Here is a 16,747-nt window from a genome sequence, read left to right on the forward strand (position 1 = left end):
GGTTGTCGTACCGTCACAACTGTGACGTAGCGTGTCGGCATGTCCACGCCGCCACCGCCGCCACCCCAGGGGTTCGGCCCCGCCCAGGGTCCCTACGGGCAGCAGCCCCCGCCGTCGCCGTACGCCCAGCCGCAGCACCCGGGGCAGGCGCCGCCCCACGGCCAGCACACTCCTTATCCCGCTGCTCCCGGGCCCGCTCCCTGGGGTGCGCCGTACGGCGGGCCGCCGCAGGGCGGACGCCGCACGGGCAGGATCCTCGGCATCGTCGGCGGTGTCGTGGGCGCCGTCATCGTGATCCTCGTCGCGCTCGCCGTGATCGGCAGCAGCACGGATGCCGGGTTCCCGGAGGCAAAGTACCGGCTGCGCATGCCGGGCAAGCTGCTCAACGGGACCTACAAGCTCGCGCAGGACCTCTCCGACACGGCGGGCCGGAAGGTGGTCGAGGAGAACAAGAACCGCTCCAACGTCCGGGACCCGAAGGCGGTCGTCGGCCAGTTCAACGGCAGGGGCACGTTCTCGCGGAACGCGCTCGTGGTCTCCGGGATGTACGGGCGCTTCAAGGACCCCGGCAAGGCGCGTTCGGACCTGATGGAGGGCTCCGCCGACGCGGAGGGCGCCTCGGTCGCCGTCCCCGCGCGGGACATCACCCCCGAGGGCGCCGACCTCACCGTGCGCTGCCAGGTGCTCAAGTCCTCGCAGAACGGCGTGACGAGCAACGTTCCGCTGTGCGCCTGGGCCGATGACAACACCGGCGCGGCCGTGGGCCTCGTCACCCCCGAGAGCGCGACGCAGGACCCGAAGGACATCGACCTCGACGAGCTCGCGAAGACGACGCTCAGGGTGCGCGAGGACATGCGCGAGCCGATCGGCTGACCCGCCGGCATGCGATGACCCGCCGGCACGCGATGACGCACCGGCACTGGGGCGGGCGGCCTGGGGGGCGCCCGCCTCACCTCTGCCTGGCGTGCCCCGCCCCTGCCGCACGCGGCCGCCGCAACCCCCTCGCAACGTCCTGCCGCGTTGACTGGACGGGCCGCGCCGCCACGGCGCGGCGCCCACCGTCCGGAGGAGTGCGATCGCCCATGGCCGACACCCCGCGCGTGGAACTCACCGCTGCCGCCGCCGACCTGCTGCGGCGGCTGCGGGCAGCCCACGGCCCGCTGATGTTCCATCAGTCCGGCGGCTGCTGCGACGGCAGCGCGCCGATGTGCTACCCCGACGGGGAGTTCCGCACGGGTGACTCCGACGTCCTGCTCGCGTCGCTCGACGTGGTGGGGGTGGCCGAGCCAGTACGGTTCTGGATGTCCAGGAGCCAGTACGAGGTGTGGAGCCACACCCGGCTCATCGTGGACGTCGTGGAGGGCCGGGGCAGCGGCTTCTCCCTGGAGGCGCCCGAAGGCGTGCGTTTCCTGATCCGTTCCCGGCTCGTCGGGACGTAGCCACCGCCGTCTGGTCAACTCCTCCTGCCACTGGGACAGTTGGCAGCCCGTCCGAGACGAGGGGGACCTGTGACACGGTGTACGCGACCTAGTGACCGGCGCAGAACCGGCACCCGGCGACGGACGGCCCGAAGAGGCCCCCTCGCCGTTCTGACCGTCCTCACCACGCTGGCCGGTGCCGCCCTCACGGGGGCGGCACCGGCCAGCGGCGCTTCCGGCAACGACACGTCGGCGGGCACGCTCATCGCGCCCGGCGTGGAGTACCGGGACTTCGACATCGCGACCCCGCGCGGCCCGGCGCACGCGCACGTCCTGGAGGTGGACCTGCGGGAGCCGCGGGTCCGCCTCGGGCTGCTCCACCCCGGCGCGGTCGGCGCCCGCCAGACCGTGTCCGCGATGGCCGACACCGCCGGGGCCGTCGCGGGCGTGAACGGCGACTTCTTCAACATCACCGAGACCCAGCACCCCGGGGTGGAGGCGACCGGCGCTCCCGTCGGCCCCGCCGTCGCCTCCGGCCGTCACCTCAAGGCCGCGGTCCCCGACGGCCAGCGCTTCGGCCCCGCCCTGCCGCCCGGCACGTCCACCGAGGACGTCCTGGGCGTGGGCATCGACCGCAGGGCCAGGCTCGACCGCATGACCCTGGACGGCCGGATCCGCACCCGGTCGGGCCGGCTGCCGCTGCGCGGACTCAACCAGTACGCGCTCGCGGAGGGTTCCATCGGCGCCTTCACCAGCGCCTGGGGCGTGACCTCGCGGGTGCGGGCCACCTGCGGCACCGACACCGACCGGGGCGCGCCGTGCAGCACCGACACCCACGAGGTGACGGTGCGTCACGGCCGGGTCGTGAACCGGGCCGACACTCCGGGCCGCGGCCCCATCGCCGAGGGCACCACCGTCCTCGTCGGCCGTGAGGCGGGCGCGCAGGAGCTGCGGAAGCTGTCGCTGGGCGAGCCGGTGCGGGTGCGCCACCGCCTGGTCGCGGCGGCGTCCCGCGTTCCGTACAGCTTCGCGCTCGGCGGCTATCCGCTGCTGCGCGACGGGGCGCCGCTGCCCGGGCTCGACAACCGGGTCGCGGCGGTGCGCACCTCGGCGGGGATCTCCGCCGACGGCAAGCGGCTGTACCTCGTCGCCCTGGACGGCGCCCCCGAGTTCCGCGCCGGTCTGACGATCGCCGAGGTCGCCGCCTCCTTGCGGGCCCTCGGCGCCGACGACGGCTTCAGCCTGGACGGCGGCGGCTCCAGCACGCTCGCGGCGCGGGAGCCGGGCGCACCCGCCGTCTCGGTCCGCAACCATCCGAGCGGCGGCGCGGAACGCCCGGTCCCCAACGGCATCGCGGTGTTCTCGCGCGGCTAGGCCCTGGCCCGAGGTCGGAGTGCGGGACGCCCTCCTCACGGTGACGGCTCGTCCCGCACCCCCACAAGCCCGTTGAACACCCCGACGTACGCCGTGCCGTCCGGGCCGAGCGTCACGGGCGCCCAGTTGTTGTCGTACGCGACGCCCGTGCCGGTGAGCCGCTTCCAGCGGGGTTCGCCGGTGCGGAAGTCGACCGCGGTCAGGTACCAGGCGTCGATGCCGAGGGAGTGGGGTTCCTTCGTGTAGAAGTACAGCAGTCCGTTGGTGGTGGACAGCTTGGGGACGGTGGAGGGCGAGCGCACGGGGCTCTCCCACACGGTGTCGCAGCCGCTGCCGTCCTCGCGCACGTCGATGCGGCTGACGCCGCCGACGACGCTGCGGCCGAAGGTGAGCGACGTGATGTTCTCGTAGCCGTAGTTGTTCTCGACGACGAGGCTGTCGCCGTGGCTGATCAGGGAGTTGTCGGTGGTCGACGCGCCGGAGCCGAACACGGGTACCTGGCAGACCAGTCGGCGGCTCTCGGGCACGTCCGGGTCGCGGCGGAAGACGAGGACGTGCATGCGGTCATCGGCGTTGTCGGTGATGGCCACGTAGTCCTCGTCGGTGCCGAAGAGGTCGGGCGTGGTGCCCGAACCCTGGTTCACCGAGCCGGGTTTGGCGCCGGTGCCGCGGTCGTAGGTGCGGCGCCAGAGGACCTTCGGGGTGCCGTCGGCGGCGGCCTCGAAGCTGTACAGGGCGTGGTCGGAGACGATCGAGACGCCGTCCTCGGCGACGGAGAACGAGTTCTGGATCTCCTCGCCCTCGAGCCGCATCGAGCGGATCGCGCCGTTGTCGGGGTCGACGGTGCCGACGCGGCCCTGCCGGGTCACCCACCAGATCCGGCCGTCCCAGTCGGGCATGACGGAGGTGACCGGGTCGCAGGTGCCGCTCGGGTACAGGTTCGTCCACGACACGCAGTCGTGCGGGACGTGCGCGGTCAGGTCCCAGTCCTTCTCGACGACGAACCTCCAGGTGCCGTCGGGGGCGCGTTCGTGCGCCAGCCGCACGATGTGCTACCGGGAGTCGGCGAGGACGAGCCGGTCCTCGTCGTCGAGGTAGGAGTAGGCGCCGCCGGACGTGTCCTTGAAGATCTTCGAGAAGTCGAGCCGGGTGATGGCCTCGATGGTGGAGGGGCGCTGCGGCAGCTTGTACTCGGCGAGGGTGCGCAGACTCCCGGGGTCGAGCAGTTTCACGAGGAAGCCCGAGAACGTGCCGCAGACGGTGACGATCCGCCCGTCCTTGTCGAAGGTGACGGTCGCGCACTCCCCGCCGAGCGCGGCCATCTTCTCGCTGGTCACCTTCGGTTGCCGGCCGAGCGGGCCGTGCCAGGGGTAAGTGCCGCTGCCCGCAGCGTCGGCGTGCATGCCGCTGCGGCCGTTGGCGGCGAGACGGGGGTGCTGGGGCGGCGGGTCGCCCGGGACGGGGCGGGCGGGGGCGGGCTGTCCGGTGTACGGGGCGACGAGCCGGTGGCCGGGGGCGTTGGGGATCTCGTCGGCGTGCGCCGGGGCGGCGAGGGCGGGCAGGACGGCCGCCGTCAGGGTGAGGCACAGCGCGAGGGCCCGGCCGCGGTTACTTCGGGTAAGGCGTGGCATGGCCCGAAGCTAGGGCCGGTCCCGTGAAGTGTCCATGCGCATAAGGGAGTTGTTCAGGCGGCCACAACGATCATGCGGGGAGCGACCGCACCGCGAGGGCCCGGCAGCGGGAACGTCACGGATGGATGCCGCTGACGATGTCCGCCGTCGCGGTCATGCCGTTGTGGATCGTGGGCGCCACGCTGGTGCTCGCGAGGTAGAAGCCGAGCAGGCCGCAGATCACGGCGTGCGACACCTTCATCCGGCCGTGGCGCAGCACGACCACGGCCAGGATCAGGAGCAGCAGCCCCACGGAAATCGAAACGGCCATCACGGACCTCCTCCGCCACGCCGGAATCACGGCTTTCGGCGGCAAGTGTGGCGTAGCGGAGGGTTTGTCCGAGTGAGATGTGTGTCCGCCGGACGGGTGGTTCCGTGGGAGAGCGAGGGCTTGGCCGTTACCTTCCGCGCGCGTCCAGGAACCGCTGGAGCCCGGCCAGGTCGTCGGTGTTGAGGTGGTCGACCCCGGCGGCGAGCAGTTCGCTCCACACCGCGTCGCGCTGCGGTCCCGCGAGGTCGGGCGTGGCCCAGAAGCGGACGCGCTGCCCGCGCCGGTGGGCGGCGGAGACGATGTCCCGCAGCTTCTGGCGCTCGGCGGGCGGGATCGCGCCGACACCCTGCCAGGTGAAGTTGAGTGACCAGTTGTCGCTGATGAGCGGGATGAACGAGGCGGGCGCCGCGGTACCGAGATCGGCGAGACGGCCGTCGTAGAAGGCACGCCGGACCCGCTGGGCCTCCATCGGCGCACGGGCCGCGCGGTCACCGGAGATCACGGCGGTGACGGCGGCCCGGCGGACCTTGCCGTGCGCGTACGTGGTGAACAAGTGCCGGTAGCGGCGCAGGACCAGGTCCAGTTCACGGTACGTCGACGCACCCTCGGTCTTGATGTCGACGAGCAGCTGGAACTCACCGTGCCACCGCCGGTACACCGAGCCGTGGTTCGCCCGGACGCGGGCCGCCAGCGGGTCCAGGTACAGCGATTCGAGGGTGCGCTTCGGGTCCAGGTCCTCCGGGTCGTGCGCGACCAGGAGCTTGCCACCGACGAGGAAGATGTCGGCCTCGACACTGGTGAACCGGTGGTCGAGCGCGTCCAGGAGGGGCCGCGGGTGCTCGTAGTCGTTGTGTGCGTGGGCCTGGGCGAGAGGGCGGAGGCGGGGGTGGCCGGCCGCCCCGGCGGGCCGGGCGGCGGACGGCGACTGACCGCCCGGGGACCGGTCGGCGGCGTGGGCGAGTTGGGGCACTGCGGCGACAGCCGCGAAAGCGGCACCGAGGGTGCCCAGGGCTCTGCGGCGGGTGAAGGGGGCCATGAGGGGTTCTCTCCCGGGGTCACGAGGGGACGGGGGGCGCATCCGGCGGTGGCCGGAGCCTCAGTGAGTATGAGGCTCCGGGCGTTCTACCCCGCCCACAGCCTCCGGGCACTGCGACCCAACGACAGGTCAGGCCAAACTTGTTGCAGCGCCGGGGCCATCAAGTGGCCTGCCCGTGCACGCTGGGGGAACGCCCGGAGACGTCATCCGCTCGGGCCGAGGCGCCCAACGCCCCTCCCCAGCGATGACGACTATGGATACTGGTAGGGGTGGGGTGGCGCCGCTGCTGGACACGCCCGCACTGGAGGCGTTGATGCAGCTGCCCGCTGATCTGCCGGTGCCGATCGAGTCGTGCGACGAGTACCCGACGAAGACCACCTACGAGGGCGCGGCCGCATCGGAATATGACCCGCGATTCCACAAGAGGAACTTCAGCGTGCGGGCGCTGCCGAAGAAGTCCGGCGGCGCTGCAGGAATTCTGCTCGCTCAGTACTACGACAAGAATCGCGTGATCGACGGGCCGGACGACGGCTTCCTCATGAAGACAACAACATGATGTCACCTGGGGGCCGACGGCTGGGCACGCTACGTGGTCACGTCCTCGGCCCTGCTGGTTCAGGTCTTGGGTCAGAGCTGGAGCAGGTACTGCTCGACTCCTTCGACGGCTCGGTCCCGTGATCGCGCGGCGACTTCGGTCCGACCTCCGCACACCGCACGAACGGTCCAGGTCTCGGGCCGGCCGGGCAGACGCACCGGGGCGGGCCACGCGCCGCTGGTCAGGCCGCGGGCCTGGAGTTTCCCCGAAGTGCGGCGGATCTCGGTGAGTTCGGATTCCTCCCGGGCGCCGGGCGGCACGGGAACCGGCCGGTCCCAGACTTCGATCGTCATGCTCGCGCTGTGGGTGTGGCCCGCGCTGGTGAAAAAGAGCCGCCCGGGGTGTGCTGTCCGAAAGGGGCCCTGTGCCCAGCCTTCGGGGAACGGAACCGGGACTTGACTGTCGTCATAGTTCTCCACGGCGAGTCCCTAGTAGTCGACTGGTACGTGCACTTCCGCACGGAATGAGTTCGGCTTGGTCACCCAGGGGCAAGTCTGCGATCTTGCGCAGCGCGGTACGACGTCGTCCCGCCAGTACTGGCCCGCGAGTTGGCGTCGTGCCCCCGTGCGTTCACCGCGTCCGGTTCACCGTGACCTCCGGGTTGGCGCAGTGGGCCAGTGGTTCGCCGCGGAGGTAGCGGCCTACTTCCGCGGCGACGATGCGGGCCGCCTTGTGGGCGACTTCCTGGCTGGCGCCCGCGATGTGGGGGGTCATGACGATGCCGGGGGTGGACAGAAAACGGGAGTCGGCGGGGACGGGCTCCTGTGGGTAGACGTCGAAGGCCGCGCCTGCGAGCTGTCCGCTGTCCAGCGCGTCGCACACGGCGTCGTAGTCGAGGAGCGCGCCGCGGGCGCAGTTGACGAGGACCGAGCCGCGCGGCATGCGGGCGATCTGCTCGGCGCCGATCATGCCCTTGGTCTCGTCGGTCACGCGGGCGTGCAGGGAGACGATGCGGGAACGCGTCAACAGCTCGTCGAGCGTGACCTGTTCGCCGACTCCGGCGAGCGCCTCCGCGGACACGTACGGATCGTGGACGAGAACCTCGGCGCCCATCGCCACCAGGATCCGCGCGACCCGGCTGCCGATCGCGCCGTACCCGACCAGACCGACGGTCGCGCCCTCGATCTCGATGCCGCAGTTGTCGTAGTCGTAGTAGTCGCCGCGCCACACCCCGAGGCGCAGGTCGGTGTGCGTGTCGCCGACGCCGCGGGCCGCCGCGAGGAGCAGGGTGAGGGTGTGCTCCGCGGTGGCGACGGCGTTGCGGCCGGGCGCGTAGCAGACAGCGACACCGTGCCGGGTCGCCGCCTCCAGGTTGGCGTTGACGGGTCCGCCCCGGCTGACGCACATCAGCTTGAGGTCGGGGCAGGCCGCGAGGACGCGTTCGGTCAGCGGCGCCATCTGCGTCACGCACACCTCGACGCCTGCCAGCGCCGCGATCAGCTCGTCCTCGGTGCCGGACGCCTCGATGACCTCGCCGACGGGGCCGAAGGGGGTGTGCGGCCAGGGCAGGGTGAGTTCGCGGATCGTCGCGGCGCCGTCGGTGGCCCTGCGGACCTCCTCGCCGAGCAGGCGCGGCAGGACGAAGTGGTCGCCCGCGGCCAAGACGGTGAGGCCGCCGATACCAGTGGGGTCGGTAGGGCCGGTGGTGCTCATGAGGGCTTCTTTCTGTGCGTACGGGCGGGTCAGGGGTGGCTCCGGCTCAGTGCGCCGGGTGCGCGGGTGCGTTGAAGCGCAGGAGCGACGACTGGCCGTCGCGCAGGCGCAGTTCGGTGAGGGTGCCGTTGTCCATGTGCGGGAACACCCGGCGGTACTCGCGCAGGGGAATCCCGAGCTGGTCGCAGAGGGTCAGGCGCAGCAGCGTCGAGTGGGCGACGACGAGCACCCGCCCTTCGGGGAAGGCGGCGGCGATGTCGGCGAGGCAGGCGCTCGCGCGTGCGGCGGCCTCGCGCGGGTCCTCGCCGTCGGGCAGATGGTGGGCGACGGGGTCGTCGAGGAACGCGTCCAGCTCGCCGGGGAAGCGGTCGCGCATCTCCGCCCGGGTGAGGCCCTCGCCGCGCCCGAAGTCGACCTCGCTGAGCCGTTCGTCGACGTTCGGGGTGAGACCGAGCGCCTCCCCCGCGGGCGCCGCCGTCAGACGCGCGCGCGAAAGGGGCGAGCTGAACACCGCGTCGATGCGCTGCCCTGCCGCCCAGGCGGCGAGTTCGGCGGCCTGGAGGCGGCCGCGCGGGGTGAGCGCGACGTCGGTGCGGCCCGCGTAGCGGTTGCCGTCGTGCCAGACGGTCTCGCCGTGGCGTACGAGAATGACGTGGGTCACTGCGCTGTTCCTCTTGCTCGGGGGTGGGGGTTGTCCGTCGCGGCCCGTCCCGCCGCCGTCCGCGGCGGCCGATGTGCTCGCGCGCGTGCGTGGGCCGCGACGTCCGGAGCGAGCCAGCCGCGGGCGGCGAGCGCGTCGACGAAGCCGAGGTAGACCGGGGCCCAGCGGGCCGTCCGTGCCGGGTCCGGGCGGATCTCGGCGCCGGTGCGCACCATCGCGTCGGCAGCGTCCCGCACGGGCACGCCGCTCGACGTCGCCGCGAGGACGGCCATGCCGACGGCCCCTTCGGCCTGTTCGGGCACGCGGACCGCCCGGCCGAGCACATCGGCGCGCAGCTGGTTCCAGTAGCCGTTGCGCGCGCCGCCGCCCGTGAGGGTCAGCGGCCCCTCGACGGGCGCGCCGATGCGGTCCAGGTAGTCGAGGCACAGCCGCTCCACGCAGGCCACGCCGAGCAGGTGGGCGTGGAAGAGCCCGGCCTCGCCGCGCGGGGTGCCGAGGACGAAGGGCGTGGCGTCCGCCGCCCGGAACGGGAAGCGCTCGCCACCGCTCGACACCAGCGGGTACGCGACCGCGTCCCCGTCCAGGGCGGCCCCGGCCGCCGTGAGCCGCGCGAGGTCCGCGCCGGGGAACTCCCGCGCGAGCGCGCCCGCTCCGCTGCTGGACGCCCCGCCCGGCAGCCAGGTGCCGCCGGGGCCGCGGTGGCAGTAGACGACCCCGCCCGGGTCGCGGACGAGGTGCGGGCTCGTGCCCTTGAGGACGAGCGTGGTGCCGAGCACCGAGTTCCACGCGCCGGGCGCCAGCGCGCCCGCGCCGATCTGCGCGGCGCAGCCGTCCGTCATCCCGGCGACGATCGCGGTCCCGGCGGGGATGCCGGTGGCCTCGGCGGCCGCCGCGCACACGGTGCCGAGGACGCTGCCGGGACGCGCCACGTCGGGCAGCAGCCGGGCGGGCACGCCGAGCGCGGCGAACTCCTCGGCGGGCCAGCGTTCGTCGACGAGGTGGTAGCCGGTCTTCAGGGCGTGGCTGGCGTCGCTCGCGACCTGACGCCCGGCCAGGCGCCAGGTGACGAGGTCGGGCTGGTGCAGGAGACGGGCGTCGGGGCGCGCCGCCGCCGGGGCGTGGTCGAGGAGCCACAGGAGCTTGGGCAGCGCCCAGGACGGCTGCATGGAGCGGTAGCCGAGCTCGCCCCAGACGGCGCCGCCGACCGCGTTGGCGCGGGCGGCCTCATCGCCGGCGCGCCCGTCGTCGTACATCAGGCCCGGCGTCAGCGGGACGCCCCGCTCGTCGGCGAGCAGGAGGGTGCCGGAGGTGGCGTCGAGGGCGAGGCCCCGGACGCGGGCGGGGTCGTCGAGCGCGGCCGTGGCCTCCCGGCAGGCGGCGGTGAGCGCCGTCCACCACTCCTCGGGGTCCTGCTCGTGGCGGACGCCGTCGCGGTGGCTGGTCAGCGGCCGGGACGCGGCGGCGAGCACGGTGCCCGCGGAGTCGACGGCGACACAGCGGGCGCTCTGGGTGCCGAGGTCGAGGCCGAGCCAGACGGCTTCGGGCGGGAGCCGGGCGGGGTCACGGGGCGGGCGGGGGGCGGGGTCAGGCACGGGGGGCTCCTTGCGGTGCGGTGCGGGATCCGGGGGCAGCGGTACGGGATCCGGGGGGTGCCGCCGTCCACCCCGCCTCACGTGCGAGCGTCCGCCACCGCAGGAACTCCTCGTACAACTCGGCGTAGAACAGCGCACGCTCCGGGTCCGGCTCCCAACTGCTGCGCATCCGCACGTACTTGGCTGCGGCGCTGTGCATGCTGGACTCGGCGCCGGTGAGCACGAGACCGGTGAGGAAGGCGCCCTTGGCGCCGAGTTCGGTGTCGCCCGAGCGGGCCGTGGGCACGCCGGTGGCGTCCGCGATGAGGCGGCACCAGTCGTCGCTGTTGGCGCCGCCGCCGCACAGCCTCAGCTCGGTGACGGTCGTGCGGGACGCGGCGAGCGAGTCGCGGACGACCAGGGAGAGGCCGTCGAAGACGGCGCGGGCGAGGTCGGCCGGGGTGTGCTCCAGGGACAGGCCCCAGAAGGCGCCGCGGGCGCGCGGGTCGAGGAAGGGCGCGCGCTCACCGGCCGGGGACAGATACGGCAGGAACATCAGGCCGTGCGCTCCGGGCGGCGCGGAGAACGCCAACCCGCCCAGTTCCGGCGGCCCTTCGAGCTGGAGGGTGCGCGCGGCCCAGGACAGCACCTCGACGCCGCTCAGGGTCGGGAAGGCACGCAGGACGCGCTCGCGGCCCCGGTAGGCGATGTTGATGCCGGACGGCTCCCCGGTGGCGTCGACGTCCTTGCGGACGATCTCCGTGCACAGCGTCGTGCCGAGGATGCCGCAGGCCTGGCCGGGGTTGACGACGCCGACACCGCGCGCGGTGGAGGCGATGTCGTACGGGGCCATCACCACCGGCAGGCCCGGCTGCACGCCGAGTTGGGCCGCCGCGTCGCCGGTGATCTCGGCGATGCGCTCGTGCTCGCCGAGGACCTTCGGCAGCAGCCGGGCGTGCTCGGTGAGGCCGAAAAGGTCCACGATCCCCGGGTCGTAGTCGCCGGTCGTGTGGTCCAGGAACGGCGCCGACGCGTCGGACTCGTCGATCGCTCGCACGCCGGTGAGCTTGAGGAACAGCCAGCCCGCCGCCGTCAGCGAGGCGCTGGAGCGGGCCAGGCGGTCGGGGTCGTGGGCGTCGAGCCAGCTGAACACCGCGTTCGGCATGCCGCTGCACGTCAGTGAGCCGTTGCGGCGGAACGCCTCCCGCAGGACTCCTTCGCGCTCCCAGCGCGTGAGGATGTCGCCCGCGCGCCCGTCGGACCACAGGATCGCGGGCCCGGTGGGCCGCCCCGCCGCGTCCACGAGCCAGGCCCCGTCGCCCTGCGCGGTGAACGTCACCAGCCAGACGGGGTCGGCCGCTCCGGGCCGTTCGGCGAGGGCGGACAGGGCGGTGCGGACGGTGTAGACGACGGCGTTCCACACGGTGTCCATGTCCTGCTCGGCCCAGCCGGGGTGGCGGCGCTGCACCTCGGTGGCGAGCCGGGAGACGGCGAGTTCGCCGCCCTGGTCGTCGAAGACGACCGACTTGATCATGGTGGTGCCGACGTCGATGGCGAGTACCGACATGGTGGTCACAGACCCTTCGTGGCGGGGGTGGCGACGGCGTGCGCGACGGCGTTGGGGGCGGGGCCGCTGTCCGCGGCCGTGGTCCTCAGTACGAGAGTGAGGGCGGCGCTCACCGCGTGGAACCCCGCGAAGATCCAGACGACGCCGCCCACGCCGAGCGGCCCCCGGAAGACGCTGACGACGAGCGGCCCGACGAACGTGGAGGCACCGGCCCCGAGGTTGAGGGCGGCCATGGCCTGGCCCTTGTGGGCGGGCGCGATGGCGGTCATGAGGGCGGACAGCGGTACGTAGCCGGAGAGGGTGGCGCCGTACAGGACGGCGACCAGGACGCACAGCGCGTACTGCGCGCCGGCCGCCGCCGGGACGTAGTACAGGAGCAGCGTCGAGACCGTGCAGCCGACGCCGCCGCACCACGCGACCGTCGTGCGCCAGCCGATCTTGTCCCCGACGACGCCGAACAGCAGGTTCGTGACGATGTTCGTGGCGAACATGATGGCAAGGAGTCTGAGCCACTGGGCATTGGAGAGCCCGACCTCGTGCCGGAACCACGCCGGAAGCATCACCAGAAAGCCGAACTGCGAGGCGGTGTTCAGCATCCGCACCACGGCCCCGGCGCCCACCCTCGGCTCCCGGACGAGGATGGTGAGGCTGCCGGCGAGCCCGGCCAGGGGGCTCTCCCCCGCCGGGGCGAGCCGCGCGGCCCCGGTCGGTTCCCGCACCAGGAGCAGCGCGAGCAGCCCGCCGGCCACGACCACGCCGAGGGCGGCCCACAGGGTGCCGCGCTCCCCCACACTCGGGATGAGCAGGCTCGCGGTGAGCGAGCCGAGCGTGGGCAGCCCGGCGGAGAACGCCGACCAGAACCAGCCCATCGCGCTGCCCATCTGCTTCGGCGGCGCGACCGCGGCGATCCACACGAGGAACGCGTACGCGAACAGCGGATAGGCGAGGCCGCGCAGGCCGTAGCCGAGCAGGAGCAGCGGATACGCCTTGCTGGGGACGGCGACGGCGAGGAAGAAGACGTGCGTGACCACGAAGGCGCCGAGGCCGAGCCACATCACGCGGCGCGGACCCCACAGGTCGGAGAGCGCGGCGGACAGCCATCCGGCGACGGCGCCCGTCACGCCGTACACGGTGAACACCATCGCGACCTGCGACGACGGGATGCCGAGGTCTTCCAGGTACGGCGAGAGGAAACCGGCCTCGATGCCGACGCCCGTCATGAAGACGAGCAGGCCGAGGTAGCCCCAGGAGAGGGGCTGCGGGACACCGGCGCGTGTGAAGAGCGAACGCGGCACGGGGCTGTTCGTCATCGAAGCTCCCCCTGAGGGCGTGATCTCGACGGTCCGGCCGTCCCTTGGGCGGGCCGGTCCCGACTGGGCTGGAGAGAGCAAACAACTGGCCGAAAAGGCACGTCAAACAGTTCGCGAATCCTCACGCGGGGTGGGTGGGGCACCGCGTGAGGTGGGGTGTGGGGGCTGCTGCCGTACTGGGGTGGGGGTGCGCGGCCCCTGTGATAGGCGTGAGATCATCACACGGAGATTTCACACATGGCGTGGGATGGGAGGCGGAGTGATGACCGGACCCGAGCAGCCTGAGGCCGACCGGACCGAGCCCGGCGGGCCTGGTGGGCCCGCCGCTCCCGGAGGCCCCGAAGGCTCCGGAGGCCCCGAAGGCTCCGGAGGCCCCGAAGGCTCCGAAGACCTTGCATCCCCCGAAGACCTCGCCTCCCCCGGCACCCCCGGAGACCGTGTCGAGGCGCGCGAGCGGCGGCGGCGCCGGATCCGGGACCTGGTGGTCGCGGGCGGCTTCGTGCGGGCCGCGGACCTGGCCGACGACTTCGACGTGAGTCTGATGACCGTCCACCGCGACCTGGACTTCCTCCAGTCGCAGGGCTGGCTGCGCAAGGTGCGCGGCGGGGCGACGGCCCTGCCCTCGGCGCAGTTCCACGGCAGCGTCGCCGAGCGCATGACGACGATGGCCCGGACGAAGCAGCGGCTGGCCCGCGCCGCGGCCCGCCTCCTCGTCCCCGGCCAGACGGTCCTCCTCGACGACAGCACGACGTGCCTGCACCTGACCCGGGAACTGACCGGGCACACCCCGCTCACGGTCCTCACGAACTCGCTGCCCGCGATCACTGCACTCGCCAAGGAGCCCGGTGTCTCCCTCATCGCGCTCGGCGGTGCCTACTTCCCCGCCTACGACGCCTTCATGGGCCTGCACACGGCCGACAGCGTGGCGGCGTTCCGCGCGGACGTCCTGTTCATGTCGACGACGGCGGTGACGCGCGGCCGCTGCTATCACACGTCACCGGAGACAGTGCAGGTCAAGCGGGCGATGATGGCGGCTGCCACGCGCCGCGTGCTGCTCGCCGACCACACCAAGTTCACGCGCGACGGCCTGTACGCGCTCGCGCCGGTCACCGACTTCGACCTGGTGGTCGTGGACGACGGGCTGGCGCGGGACGAGGTCCGGGCGATGCGGGAACGCGGGACGGAGGTGCTGGTGGTGGAGCGGGGCTGAGGGCAGATCCTCCCTGTCGTAGGGGGGCGGACCGCGGACGACCGGCGGTGATCCACAATGGCTGGATGGTTACTCTTGAGACTCCCCGTTTGATCCTGCGTCGCTGGCGCGAGGAGGACGTCGCGCCCATGGCCGCCGTCAACGCCGACCCCGAGGTCATGCGGTGGATCCGGGACGGCAGCGTCCGTGACGAACAGCAGACCCGCGGCGGGATCCAGGCGTGGGAGAGCGAGTGGGAGTCACAGGGCTTCGGCCTGTTCGCCGTGGAGATACGGTCCACCGGCGAACTGGCCGGGTTCACCGGCCTTGCGGTGCCCCACTACTTGCCGGAGGTACTGCCGGCGGTCGAGGTCGGCTGGCGCCTCGGCCCTTCTCACTGGGGACAGGGCCTGGCCACCGAGGCCGCCGCGGCCGCCGTGCGGTTCGGGTTCGAGGAGCGAGGTCTCGAGCGGATCGTCAGCATCGCTCAGGTGGGCAACGACGCCTCCGAACGGATCATGACGAAACTGGGGATGCGTCCGGTCCGCGAGACTGTCAGCCCCTCCGGCGGCAGGCGAGTTCGCGTGTACGCGTTGTCGTCGGACGAGTACGCGAACACGCCGGCCCCGCGTTGACGCAGGGACGAGGACGGCGGCCCCCGAGGCGGATCCGGCCTGCTCCGCCGCCGTCTACGGCCGCGTCAGCTCGTCCCAGTGCACCGTCCGGTCGCACCACCGCTCAAGGAGCACCTTGTCGTGGCCGACCGCGAGGAGTCCGGCGCCGCTGTCCGCGCGGTAGGCCTCCACCGCGCCCACCAGCGCCGCCGTCGTCGAGGCATCCAGCATCGCCGTCATCTCGTCGCAGATCAGCCAGCGCGGGCGCAGGACAAGGGCGCGGGCCAGGCAGGCGCGCTGGAGCTGGCCGTCGCTGACCTCGTGCGGGCGGCGGCCGAGCAGGTCCTCACCCAGGCCGACCGTACGCGCCAACTCCCGTACACGATCGGGCGCTTCGGCGGCGCGCCCGGTGGCCCGCAGTGGTTCGGCGACGAGCTGGGTGAGGGTGAGGCGGGGATCCGCGGAGAGCCGGGGCTGCTGGAAGACGACGCCGAACGCGGTGCGCTGGGCGCGCGGCGCGCGATGGCGCCAGCCGCGTGCGGGCTCGCCGTCGATGACGACCTGGCCCCGGTCGGGCCGGTGCAGGAGGGCCGCGACGCGTGCGAGGGTCGACTTGCCGCAGCCGCTGGGGCCGAGCAGGCCGACGGCCTCGCCCGGCTCGACGGTCAGGCTCACGTCGCGCACGACGGGGTCGCGCCGGTCGTAACCGGCGGTCAGGGAACGCAGTTCAAGCACGGGACGCCTCCAGGGCGGCGGCGACCGGGTGGTGGCAGGCGACGCCCGGCGAAGGCGCCGCCGACAACGCGGGCACGGTCCCGCACGCCTCGTCGGCCCGCTCGCAGCGCGCGGCGAACGCGCACCCCTCGGGGAGGGCGGACAGCTCGGGCGGCATGCCGGGGACGGGCCGGAACTCCCGGTCGGGCAGCGCGTCGAGCAGCCCGCGGGCGTAGGGGTGGCGGGGTCCGGGCTCGCCGAAGAAGTCGGCCGCGTCGGCGATCTCGACGATGCGGCTCGCGTACATCACGGCCACGCGGTCGGCGATCCGTGCGGCCGCCGCCAGGTCGTGGGTGATCATCAGCAGCGCGCGGTCGTCGCCGACGTGCCGCCGCAGTTCGTCGACGGTGCGGTCGACCAGTTCGCGGTCGAGGCCGGTGGTGGGCTCGTCCGCGAGGAGCAGCGGGGCGTCACCGATGAGCGCGAGGGCGGTGGCGGCGCGCTGGGCGAGCCCGCCGGACAGCTCGTGCGGGTAGCGGTCGAGGTGGCCGACCGGGAACGCGGCGCGCGCGGCGGCGGCCTCCCCCGCCTTGCGCAGCGCGGGCCTGCGCACACCAGCCAGCTCCCGCAGTGTCTCCTCCAGTTGGGAGCGCACGGTGCGCACGGGCGTCAGATGCGCGGCCGGGCTCTGCGGTACGAGGCCGACGCGCCGCCCGCGCACGGTGCGGGCGAGGGTGCGCTCGTCGGCGGTGAGCAGGTCGGTGCCGTCCCCGAGGAGCGCGGCCCCGGCCGTCTGGGCGTTCTCGGGCAGCAGTCCGAGCAGCGCGGAGGCGAGCACGGACTTGCCGCACCCGCTCTCCCCGACGAGCGCGAGGCACTCACCCGCGGCGAGGTCGAAGCGGGCATCGGTGACGGCGGCCACGTGGGCGCCGCCGCGCATGCGGAAGCGGACAAAGAGGCCCCGGACGGAGAGGACGGGCGGGGCGGCCTCGCCCTCCGCAGGACCTGCGGCCGGGGCGTCGGCGACCGCATCCGCCCCGCCGTCGGCTGCCGCCGTCCGGTCGGTCGCGTCCGGCTCGGCTTCAGGTGTCACCGTCCGGTCGG

Annotated in this window: 16 protein-coding genes and 1 pseudogene; 6 read left to right on the forward strand and 11 right to left on the reverse strand. The window is 73.4% G+C overall.

Translation table 11 applies throughout. The features are described from left to right. Positions 1-39 precede the first annotated feature (39 nt). The 3 genes from QUY26_RS03260 to QUY26_RS03270 all read left to right on the forward strand — a co-directional run bounded on the left by QUY26_RS03260 (position 40) and on the right by QUY26_RS03270 (position 2,792). A complete protein-coding gene (locus QUY26_RS03260; protein ID WP_289943577.1) occupies positions 40-873 on the forward strand; it encodes a hypothetical protein in 834 nt (277 codons plus the stop codon). Between the two features lie 209 nt (positions 874-1,082). After that, on the forward strand, positions 1,083-1,439 hold the full coding sequence (locus QUY26_RS03265) for a DUF779 domain-containing protein (RefSeq protein WP_289943578.1): 357 nt from the start codon (positions 1,083-1,085) through the stop codon (positions 1,437-1,439). Between the two features lie 150 nt (positions 1,440-1,589). Next, positions 1,590-2,792 (forward strand): phosphodiester glycosidase family protein, encoded by a 1,203-nt coding sequence (locus QUY26_RS03270; protein ID WP_289955442.1) that lies wholly within the window; start codon positions 1,590-1,592, stop codon positions 2,790-2,792. Between the two features lie 35 nt (positions 2,793-2,827). Here QUY26_RS03270 and QUY26_RS03275 read toward each other — a convergent pair. From QUY26_RS03275 to QUY26_RS03285, 3 genes and pseudogenes are all read right to left on the reverse strand, one after another. After that, a pseudogene (locus QUY26_RS03275) lies at positions 2,828-4,423 on the reverse strand (hypothetical protein). 115 nt (positions 4,424-4,538) lie between these two features. Then, positions 4,539-4,733 (reverse strand): hypothetical protein, encoded by a 195-nt coding sequence (locus QUY26_RS03280; RefSeq protein WP_190119224.1) that lies wholly within the window; start codon positions 4,731-4,733, stop codon positions 4,539-4,541. A 127-nt stretch (positions 4,734-4,860) separates the two neighbouring features. After that, complete coding sequence (locus tag QUY26_RS03285) at positions 4,861-5,769, reverse strand: phosphatidylinositol-specific phospholipase C/glycerophosphodiester phosphodiesterase family protein (protein WP_289943579.1); 909 nt, start codon at positions 5,767-5,769, stop codon at positions 4,861-4,863. 274 nt (positions 5,770-6,043) lie between these two features. On the opposite strand from QUY26_RS03285, the gene QUY26_RS03290 reads away from it, so the two are divergent. Continuing rightward, positions 6,044-6,325 carry a hypothetical protein gene (locus QUY26_RS03290; RefSeq protein ID WP_289943580.1) on the forward strand — a complete coding sequence of 94 codons (282 nt, stop codon included), beginning with the start codon at positions 6,044-6,046 and terminating at the stop codon, positions 6,323-6,325. Positions 6,326-6,396: 71 nt separating this feature from the next. Here QUY26_RS03290 and QUY26_RS03295 read toward each other — a convergent pair whose 3' ends face one another. The 6 genes from QUY26_RS03295 to QUY26_RS03320 form a co-directional block, all read right to left on the reverse strand. Next, positions 6,397-6,657, reverse strand: coding sequence for a hypothetical protein (locus QUY26_RS03295; protein WP_289943581.1), 261 nt, complete (start codon positions 6,655-6,657; stop codon positions 6,397-6,399). A gap of 277 nt (positions 6,658-6,934) precedes the next feature. Beyond that, positions 6,935-8,017 (reverse strand): 2-hydroxyacid dehydrogenase, encoded by a 1,083-nt coding sequence (locus QUY26_RS03300; RefSeq protein WP_289943582.1) that lies wholly within the window; start codon positions 8,015-8,017, stop codon positions 6,935-6,937. 46 nt (positions 8,018-8,063) lie between these two features. After that, positions 8,064-8,678 (reverse strand): histidine phosphatase family protein, encoded by a 615-nt coding sequence (locus tag QUY26_RS03305; RefSeq protein WP_289943583.1) that lies wholly within the window; start codon positions 8,676-8,678, stop codon positions 8,064-8,066. Continuing rightward, positions 8,675-10,270 carry an FGGY-family carbohydrate kinase gene (locus tag QUY26_RS03310; RefSeq protein ID WP_289943584.1) on the reverse strand — a complete coding sequence of 532 codons (1,596 nt, stop codon included), beginning with the start codon at positions 10,268-10,270 and terminating at the stop codon, positions 8,675-8,677. The genes QUY26_RS03305 and QUY26_RS03310 overlap by 4 nt, the downstream gene beginning before the upstream one ends. Beyond that, positions 10,263-11,816: an FGGY-family carbohydrate kinase gene (locus tag QUY26_RS03315; RefSeq protein ID WP_289955444.1), complete on the reverse strand. Its 1,554-nt coding sequence runs from the start codon at positions 11,814-11,816 to the stop codon at positions 10,263-10,265. The genes QUY26_RS03310 and QUY26_RS03315 overlap by 8 nt, the downstream gene beginning before the upstream one ends. A 5-nt stretch (positions 11,817-11,821) precedes the next feature. After that, the gene (locus QUY26_RS03320; protein ID WP_289943585.1) at positions 11,822-13,126 is read right to left on the reverse strand and encodes an MFS transporter; all 1,305 of its coding nucleotides are present in this window, start codon (positions 13,124-13,126) and stop codon (positions 11,822-11,824) included. 262 nt (positions 13,127-13,388) lie between these two features. Here QUY26_RS03320 and QUY26_RS03325 point away from each other — a divergent pair, with 262 nt between their 5' ends. Next, positions 13,389-14,336 carry a DeoR/GlpR family DNA-binding transcription regulator gene (locus QUY26_RS03325; protein ID WP_354670663.1) on the forward strand — a complete coding sequence of 316 codons (948 nt, stop codon included), beginning with the start codon at positions 13,389-13,391 and terminating at the stop codon, positions 14,334-14,336. Between the two features lie 65 nt (positions 14,337-14,401). Then, positions 14,402-14,950: a GNAT family N-acetyltransferase gene (locus QUY26_RS03330; protein ID WP_289943586.1), complete on the forward strand. Its 549-nt coding sequence runs from the start codon at positions 14,402-14,404 to the stop codon at positions 14,948-14,950. A gap of 54 nt (positions 14,951-15,004) precedes the next feature. Here the strand turns inward: QUY26_RS03330 and QUY26_RS03335 are convergent, their stop codons facing one another. Together QUY26_RS03335 and QUY26_RS03340 are read right to left on the reverse strand one after the other, a co-directional pair. Further along, positions 15,005-15,664 carry an ABC transporter ATP-binding protein gene (locus QUY26_RS03335; RefSeq protein WP_289943587.1) on the reverse strand — a complete coding sequence of 220 codons (660 nt, stop codon included), beginning with the start codon at positions 15,662-15,664 and terminating at the stop codon, positions 15,005-15,007. Next, a complete protein-coding gene (locus QUY26_RS03340) occupies positions 15,657-16,583 on the reverse strand; it encodes an ABC transporter ATP-binding protein (protein WP_289955450.1) in 927 nt (308 codons plus the stop codon). The genes QUY26_RS03335 and QUY26_RS03340 overlap by 8 nt, the downstream gene beginning before the upstream one ends. Between the last annotated feature and the right edge of the window lie 164 nt (positions 16,584-16,747).

This window comes from Streptomyces flavofungini (genome assembly GCF_030388665.1).
In the GTDB taxonomy this organism is placed as follows: Bacteria; Actinomycetota; Actinomycetes; order Streptomycetales; family Streptomycetaceae; genus Streptomyces; species Streptomyces flavofungini_A.

Coding starts and splice junctions, on each gene's coding strand:
- QUY26_RS03330 (WP_289943586.1), top strand. CDS start 14,402: ATGGTTACTCTTGAGACTCCCCGTTTGATCCTGCGTCGCTGGCGCGAG.
- QUY26_RS03320 (WP_289943585.1), bottom strand. CDS start 13,126: ATGACGAACAGCCCCGTGCCGCGTTCGCTCTTCACACGCGCCGGTGTC.
- QUY26_RS03265 (WP_289943578.1), top strand. CDS start 1,083: ATGGCCGACACCCCGCGCGTGGAACTCACCGCTGCCGCCGCCGACCTG.
- QUY26_RS03260 (WP_289943577.1), top strand. CDS start 40: ATGTCCACGCCGCCACCGCCGCCACCCCAGGGGTTCGGCCCCGCCCAG.
- QUY26_RS03295 (WP_289943581.1), bottom strand. CDS start 6,657: ATGACGATCGAAGTCTGGGACCGGCCGGTTCCCGTGCCGCCCGGCGCC.
- QUY26_RS03325 (WP_354670663.1), top strand. CDS start 13,389: ATGACCGGACCCGAGCAGCCTGAGGCCGACCGGACCGAGCCCGGCGGG.
- QUY26_RS03315 (WP_289955444.1), bottom strand. CDS start 11,816: ATGTCGGTACTCGCCATCGACGTCGGCACCACCATGATCAAGTCGGTC.
- QUY26_RS03285 (WP_289943579.1), bottom strand. CDS start 5,769: ATGGCCCCCTTCACCCGCCGCAGAGCCCTGGGCACCCTCGGTGCCGCT.
- QUY26_RS03300 (WP_289943582.1), bottom strand. CDS start 8,017: ATGAGCACCACCGGCCCTACCGACCCCACTGGTATCGGCGGCCTCACC.
- QUY26_RS03340 (WP_289955450.1), bottom strand. CDS start 16,583: ATGCGCGGCGGCGCCCACGTGGCCGCCGTCACCGATGCCCGCTTCGAC.
- QUY26_RS03280 (WP_190119224.1), bottom strand. CDS start 4,733: ATGGCCGTTTCGATTTCCGTGGGGCTGCTGCTCCTGATCCTGGCCGTG.